This is a genomic window from Acinetobacter sp. V2, from assembly GCF_001188385.1.
GTDB classification, from domain to species: domain Bacteria; phylum Pseudomonadota; class Gammaproteobacteria; order Pseudomonadales; family Moraxellaceae; genus Acinetobacter; species Acinetobacter oleivorans.
Genome location: NZ_JZFB01000008.1, coordinates 77,431 through 84,992, shown reverse-complemented (window position 1 = coordinate 84,992; position 7,562 = coordinate 77,431). Strand labels below are relative to the sequence as shown.

General features: G+C 38.5%; 7 protein-coding genes and 2 pseudogenes. 5 read left to right on the top strand and 4 right to left on the bottom strand.

Annotated features, from left to right (window positions below; all coding sequences use genetic code 11):
- Positions 1-237, bottom strand: a 237-nt coding sequence (locus UC75_RS22295) for a DUF2938 family protein (protein ID WP_228137476.1), incomplete at its 3' end; no start/stop codon positions are given.
- Between the two features lie 82 nt (positions 238-319).
- Here UC75_RS22295 and UC75_RS17370 point away from each other — a divergent pair.
- The 4 genes from UC75_RS17370 (at position 320) to UC75_RS17355 (ending at position 5,540) form a co-directional block, all read left to right on the top strand.
- Complete coding sequence (locus UC75_RS17370) at positions 320-724, top strand: helix-turn-helix domain-containing protein (RefSeq protein WP_049838298.1); 405 nt, start codon at positions 320-322, stop codon at positions 722-724.
- Between the two features lie 147 nt (positions 725-871).
- Positions 872-2,131 carry an esterase-like activity of phytase family protein gene (locus tag UC75_RS17365; RefSeq protein WP_049838297.1) on the top strand — a complete coding sequence of 420 codons (1,260 nt, stop codon included), beginning with the start codon at positions 872-874 and terminating at the stop codon, positions 2,129-2,131.
- Between the two features lie 212 nt (positions 2,132-2,343).
- Positions 2,344-4,725 carry a YgiQ family radical SAM protein gene (locus tag UC75_RS17360; RefSeq protein ID WP_049838296.1) on the top strand — a complete coding sequence of 794 codons (2,382 nt, stop codon included), beginning with the start codon at positions 2,344-2,346 and terminating at the stop codon, positions 4,723-4,725.
- Between the two features lie 314 nt (positions 4,726-5,039).
- Positions 5,040-5,540 carry a DUF2726 domain-containing protein gene (locus UC75_RS17355; RefSeq protein ID WP_005301476.1) on the top strand — a complete coding sequence of 167 codons (501 nt, stop codon included), beginning with the start codon at positions 5,040-5,042 and terminating at the stop codon, positions 5,538-5,540.
- A 147-nt stretch (positions 5,541-5,687) separates the two neighbouring features.
- Here the strand turns inward: UC75_RS17355 and UC75_RS17350 are convergent, their stop codons facing one another.
- The gene (locus UC75_RS17350; RefSeq protein ID WP_004795237.1) at positions 5,688-6,041 is read right to left on the bottom strand and encodes a RidA family protein; all 354 of its coding nucleotides are present in this window, start codon (positions 6,039-6,041) and stop codon (positions 5,688-5,690) included.
- A gap of 193 nt (positions 6,042-6,234) precedes the next feature.
- Between UC75_RS17350 and UC75_RS19090 the strand changes: the two are divergent.
- Positions 6,235-6,351: pseudogene (locus UC75_RS19090) on the top strand (hypothetical protein).
- A gap of 4 nt (positions 6,352-6,355) precedes the next feature.
- Here UC75_RS19090 and dinB read toward each other — a convergent pair.
- Together dinB and UC75_RS22290 are read right to left on the bottom strand one after the other, a co-directional pair.
- On the bottom strand, positions 6,356-7,411 hold the full coding sequence (dinB, locus tag UC75_RS17345; protein ID WP_049838295.1) for a DNA polymerase IV: 1,056 nt from the start codon (positions 7,409-7,411) through the stop codon (positions 6,356-6,358).
- A gap of 1 nt (position 7,412) precedes the next feature.
- Positions 7,413-7,562: pseudogene (locus UC75_RS22290) on the bottom strand (lysozyme); the annotation flags it as partial.

Sequence of the window (7,562 nt, the reverse complement as noted above, 5' to 3'; positions counted from 1 at the left end):
CCCGACACTATAGTGAGCAATCCAACCTAATAAATATTCACCCTTAATTTGAGGGCTTTTTGCAATAGATTGATGGATGAGTTTTCCTTGAAACATCCAGCCTACCCAGCGTCCGAGAAAGGCAAAATTTAAGGTCGGGATCTTAAACATTTTTAGTATTAACAGCCATATATCCATAATGACTGTTGCACCAACACCAAGACATAAAGCCTGAAAGAATAATGTGGAGGTATTCATTTTTACACCTTGCTTTTATACGTATGAAACGTGATAAATTTATTGTGCAAGTTCAAGTTCACTTGAAGTCAAGAGGATGTTTATGGATATTGGTGAAGTCGCTAAAAGGGCAAAAGTCACAACCGCTACACTACGTTTTTATGAAGAGAAAGGATTAATTAAATCAATAGGGCGGCAAGGTTTACGGCGGCAATATGGTAAGCACGTGATTGATCAGCTGGCACTCATTGCTTTATGTCGTGCCGCAGGTTTTTCTTTAAATGAAATCGCAACAATGTTTGGACAAGATGGTAAACCAAAGCTTGATCGGCAAAAACTAAAAGATAAAGCTGAACAACTAGAACAAATGGCAAAGCGATTACATTTTATTAGTCAAGGATTACAACACGCTGCTGTATGTCCTGCTGAAAATCATATGGAATGTTCAACCTTCCAGAGTTTTTTGAAAGCAGCAATTGCTGGAGAATATCAGCCAACGAAACTTTAATTCTTTTTGATGAAGTCATTTAATTTGTGTCTGTATTGAACAGTTAGGTTTGTCATATTTTCGCCATAAAGATTTCATCTTTTTGAAGTAAAAACTTCATATAAGCTTGATTAAATTTGCTTAATTTTTTACCAACTGTATAAAACTATGAGCAAAAAAACTTTAGTCGCATTATTATGCTGTGCCAGTTTAGGATTGACGGCATGTAATGATGATAACGATCAAGAACAAACTTCACCTAATGAAAAAGTTACTGAACCGACCTTAATTTCTTTTGCCAAATTACCTGTAGAAACTTATGCGGCTGGCCCAGACTCTGGGGCATATGTGAAAGGTGCAAATGGAATTTATCCTCCATTTAAGGGTCAACCTGTACAAGGCTTTTCTGCTGCATTAAAAAATGAAGATGGCAGCTATATGGCAATGGCTGATAATGGTTTTGGGACTCAAGATAATTCAGCAGATTTTTTACTTCGTATTTATAAACTAAAGCCTGATTTCAAAACTAAAGCTAAAGGCACGGGTCAAGTAACTGTGCAAAGCTTTATCCAGCTGCGTGATCCGAACAAATTAATTCCTTTTGATATCGTGAATGGTGATACAGCTGAGCGTTTATTAACGGGTGCAGATTTTGATCCAGAGTCAATGCAACGTACTAGCGATGGTACTTACTGGATTGGGGATGAGTTTGGGCCTTATTTACTTCATTTTTCAGCAGATGGCGTGTTATTAGATGCACCGATTGCTCTGCCAAATCCGTTAAACCCGACTCAAGAGTTACGTTCACCACAAAATCAGTTTAATAAAGCACAAATTAATTTTGTGGAGCCTCTAGTTCAGCAAAGTGGTGGTTTTGAAGGAATGGCAATTTCACCAGATGGGCAGTATCTTTACCCGCTTATAGAAAAGCCAATTAAATCAATTCGGGAAACGGAAAGACAACTGCTGATTTCTCAATTTGATCTGAAGAAAAAAGCGTATACAGGCAAATATTATTGGTTTCAGTTAGACAGCAAGGCAACCAATATTGGTGACTTCCAACTCTTTAATGATAAGGAAGGGATCATTATTGAACGTGATGCAACGCAGAATAATTTAGGTGGCTATAAAAAATTAATCCGGATTAAATTAAATGAGTCAGGTCAGCTAGTAAGCCGTGAGGATTTAGTCGATTTAATTAAAATTGCTAACCCAAATTTGTTGTATGGCACAGCTAGAACAGGGGATATTGGTACGGGACAGGTTTTTGCTTTCCCATTTGAAACTATTGAAGATGTGATTATTGAAAATGGTACAACGCTTACCGTTTTCAATGATAATAACTTCCCAGGTTCGACAGGACGTAATGCAAAATTGGCTGATGATAATGAAATTATTCAGATTCGTTTGCCAAAAGCTTTGTTCTAAGCTCTATAAATAAAAATTAAAACTGCGGCGGATTTTGTTCCGCCGTATTTATTCCAAGAATAAAATATTGAGTAAAGTTTAATCAAATTAATTTCTATATTGTTGTTTTCGCATGTTTTATAAACAGGGAAAATGAATGAAATTCATGTTAAAATGATCGGCTTTCATCTTTAGATGTCTCTCCTCCATCTGCTAGCCGAGATTCGCAAGCCATGTCTACTGCCTACACCATGCAGACTGCGCCAAAAGCGCTGTTTGATTACGACAAATATTGGGCGTCGTGTTTTGAACCCGCACCATTTTTGCCGATGTCACGAGAAGAAATGGACCAACTCGGCTGGGATGCATGTGACTTTATTTTAGTCTGTGGTGATGCTTATATTGACCACCCATCATTTGTATCGGGTGTGATTGGGCGTGTACTTGAAGCACAAGGTTTCCGTGTCGGAATTATTGCGCAGCCAGACTGGACTAATGTTGAAAGCTTCCGCGTTTTAGGTAAGCCAACAATTGCTTGGGGTGTAACCGCAGGTAATATGGATTCGATGATTAACCGTTATACGGCAGATCGTAAAATCCGTTCTGATGATGCATATTCTCCAAACAATGAACCAAATAAACGTCCTGACCGTGCAGCAACAGTATATTGTCAACGTTGTCGTGAAGCTTTCCCAGATGTACCAGTGTTATTAGGTGGTATTGAAGGTAGTTTACGTCGTATTGCTCACTACGATTATTGGTCAGATAAAGTCCGTCGTTCGATTTTGATGGATTCAAAAGCCGATTTGCTCATGTATGGTAATGGTGAGCGTGCCATTATTGATGTGATGCATCGTTTGGCGAAAGGTGAAAAAATCCACGAGATTACTGATGTTCGTGGTACAGCATTTATTATTAATAAACATAACAAAGCATCAAAAGCAAAGTTTGTTGAAGTTGCGAGTAATGATGTAGATACGATTGGACGTGTTGATCCAATTATTAACCCATATGTCATGACTGAAGATATTGATGGCTGTGAGGTTGAAAAAGAAAAAGGTAACTCATTAGCTCAGTATCAAGATTTCCAGAAAGAGTTTGTTGCAAATCCGATTGTGCGTGAAGGTGACAAACTAGATGACGACACTCAAATCGTTCAATTAAAGCCGGCACCGTCAAAAGCAATTAAACACAAATTACCTCCACGCGAGTTAGCGGTAATTCGTTTACCTTCTTTTGAAGAAGTGTCAAATGATCACGTGCTTTACGCACATGCAAACCGTATTTTGCACCTTGAAACTAATCCGGGTAATGCCCGTGCTTTGGTTCAACGCCATGGTGAACGTGATGTCTGGATCAATCCTCCACCAATTCCTCTAACTACTGAGGAAATGGACTACGTGTTTGATCTTCCATATGCACGTTTGCCACATCCTAGTTATGGCGATGCTCGTTTCCCTGCATTTGATATGATCAAATTCTCAGTCAACATTATGCGTGGCTGTTTTGGTGGCTGTACATTCTGTTCGATTACAGAACATGAAGGTCGTATTATTCAAAACCGTTCGGAAGATTCGATCTTACGTGAAATTGAAAAAATCCGTGATACAGCACCAAATTTCACAGGTATTATTTCTGACTTAGGTGGCCCAACAGCAAACATGTACCGTTTGCATTGTAAAGACCCAGAAATTGAGAAGAACTGTCGTAAACCTTCTTGTGTATATCCAGGCGTTTGTCAAAACTTGCATACCGATCATGCACCTTTAGTACAGCTTTACCGTAAAGCACGTGCCATTAAAGGTGTGAAAAAGATTCTGATTGGTTCAGGTTTACGTTATGACCTTGCTGTACTCAACCCTGAATATGTCAAAGAGCTGGTACAACACCACGTTGGTGGTTATTTAAAAATTGCTCCTGAACATACCGAAAATGGTCCTTTATCTAAGATGATGAAGCCGGGTATTGGTACGTATGATCGTTTCAAACAAATGTTTGATCGTTTCAGTAAAGAAGCAGGAAAAGAGCAATATTTAATTCCTTACTTTATTGCTGCACATCCGGGTACTTCAGATTATGACATGATGCACCTTGCAATTTGGTTGAAAAAGAATGGTTTCCGTGCCGATCAAGTACAGACGTTCTATCCATCGCCAATGGCAACTGCAACAACCATGTATTATTCGGGCAAAAACCCGCTTGCTAAAGTCGCTCGCTATACTGAAAAAGTTGATATTGTAAAAGGTGAGAAACGCCGTCGTCTGCATAAAGCATTCCTACGCTACCATGATCCAAACAACTGGCCATTGCTTCGTGAAGCTTTAAAAGAAATGGGCCGTGCAGATTTAATTGGTAATTCAAAGCAGCACTTGATCCCGACCTATCAGCCACAAGGCACTGCTGAAGGTGAATATAAGTCGGCACGTAAGAAGAACTCTTCTGTAGCAGGTGATTCAGCAAAACGTGGTCAGGGGCAATCTCGTTCAGGAGCAGGGCAAAAACGTCCACAAAAAGGACAGGTTCTAACCCAACACACTGGTTTGCCTCCTCGTGAAACCGGTGAGAAAAGACCATTTGGTGGAAAAAGTAAACCTAAAAGCAAGGTTCGTGGATAGTGATAAAACAGGCTCTTAAATAGAGCCTGTTTTGTTTTTAAAGTGTCTATTTAAATCGTATAGTGAGATTTTTGAAGATTAAAAGTACAAAAAACGTAACGAATAATGATAAATAGCAAAAATCTGACGAGCTGCACTTGATTGTTGTAGATTCTATGATTATAAATAATGTGAGGGTGGCTAAATTTAAGCCAAGCTTGATAACTACAAGTGAAATTACTAAGTGAACCTTTTAAAAAACGGCTGTGTCGTTATCAATTAAAACAAAGTGTGATCTAGCAAAATCATTATAAAAAACCTAAAGGATTGGACCCATGTACTATTTAATTACGATTTTATTATTATTTCTTGCTGTTGTAATGGCAGTGAAAAGTCTTTCACGAAGGCATCAACATGATAGTGCCTTGAAGCGCCGTGCAGTATTAACCAGTCATGAGCAAATGACATTAACCAGACTACAAACAGTTTTACCTAAATTTACCGTGTTGGCACATGTATCCTTTGATGCATTATTAACTACAAAATATGCGCATACACGTCGAAAATATCAAAATATGGCAGCTGATTTTGTTGTACTTGATCAAAATTATCAGGTTGTTGTCATTGTAGTTCTTGGTGAAAATGGTTTACGCCGTGCGCATCAACAATATGAACGTCGTCTATTACAATTGGCTGGCTATCGTGTACTACATTACAGTGAGGTGCCTGATTATCACGATTTAAGAAGAGATTTATTGACTCCAGAAACAGAGATGGCAATTTTACATGCAACGCCGCAACTAGAACGAATGTCAAATGCGTTTGTGAAGTCTTAAAAATTATAGATTATAGCAATTGATTAGAGAACTCATTAAAGAAGATCTTAATAACATGCTGACATTAAAAATGTTAAAACTACTAAAAAATTGAGCAATATAACTAGGGATATTGCTCAATTTAGTGTCACTTTATATTTATAAAAATTATGGAAGTACTGCAACAACCGTCATTTCTACAAGCACGTCTGGCGCATAAAGTTTGGATTCTACACAAGTACGTGCTGGTGGATGTCCTTCACTAATCCATGCATCCCAAACTGCATTCATTGCTGCATAATCTTTGTCGATATCTTTTAGAAAAATCATAACAGAAAGAATATGGGTTTTATCTGTTCCAGCTTCTGCCAATAGACGGTCAATATTATCTAAAGTTTGTTGAGTCTGTGCTGTAACATCGACGCTTGTATCATCTGCGAGTTGGCCAGCTAAATGTACCAAATTACCTGAAATCGCAACTTCGCAGTAGCGTGAAGTCACGTGTAAACGCTTTACCGTCATAAAAATGCTCTAGAGTGGCTTTATTTAATAGTTTTGATTTTATGAAGAGTTACTGGGTTGGTGCAAGCAAGTAGAAAGGAATTTCAGTAGATTATTGTGATGAAGGGATATCTAAGCCATGTATCAGAAGAGCCCTGTAATATTCGGATTTGGTCGTCACGCCAATCACAGGACGATATGCCGAAAGTAAAGGTTGCTTTGGCATGTTGCAAATACATGGGTAATGAATATGCGTTGATTAGGTTACTCTAAAGTTTTAATAAAAGGGAGTTTATTTTGTTTAAAAGTTGCTCTTTTGAGTAAAAATTAATCAACTACCAAAGGTTAAGCTGGAAGTCATCCGCTTGGGTCTGTAATTGATAAACTCCTATACCAATTAAGCGGAACTGAAAATGTTCAGGAATCTGCATTTCATTTAATAATAAAAATAAAACTTGGATTAAGTCCTGTAGCGACTGGATCGGTCTTTTAAAGCTTTTACTATGTTGTAAAGTCTGAAAATTCTTGAGTTTAAGCTTAATATTCACACCACGTGCATTGAGCTGTTTTTTCTCTAAGCTATGCCAGACTTTCTCGGCTAACCCCTGCCAATAGGGCTGACATTGAACTAACGTAAAGTCACTATCGAAAGTGGTCTCTTTCGAAATTTGTTGACGCGCTCTTTCAGCCTGAACAGGTCTATGGTCAATTCCTTGTGCATACAGGTAGAGTTGTTGTCCATATTTACCAAAGTGGTGAACTAAAACAGCCTCTTCAATTTTCTGTAAATCACCTAAAGTATGTAATTGAAGTTGCTGTAATTTTTCCTGAGTGACTTTGCCGACCCCAGGAATCTTTTTAAGTGGTAGGTCTTGAATAAAACTAGCGACTTGCGAAGGTTTGATTACACATAAACCATTCGGCTTGTTCCAGTCCGAAGCAATTTTTGCCAAAAATTTATTGGGGGCTACACCTGCTGATGCAGTCAGTCCAGTTAACCTAAAAATATCTTCCCGAATATGCATCGCAACCTCGGTTGCACTCGCAATCTGTTTTAGGTTTTCAGTGACATCCAAATAGGCTTCATCGAGCGATAAAGGTTCAATAAGCAGAGTATATTGCTGAAAAATAGAGTGAATTTGAGCAGAGACTGTGCGGTATTTTTCAAAATTTGGTTCAATAATAACGACTTGAGGGCATAGTTTCCTTGCCTGACTCATCGACATGGCTGAACGCAGACCAAATTCACGGGCAGGATAAGATGCAGCAGCAATGACAGCTCGCGGATGATGAGAAGAAATAACCACAGGGAGATGCTTTAGATCAGGACGCTCTCGCAATTCGACTGATGCATAAAAGGCATCCATATCGATATGAATGATTTTGCGCATATTATTGTGCTTTCACGATGCCTTGCTGCTGTAAGAATTGGTGCCATTCTTTGACTGAACCCTCATAAACATTTAAGTCTACGGGCTTTATTATCCCTTCAATTTTACCTTGATTACTATGCTGCCAAAAGAGCCATTTTCTTTTATCTTT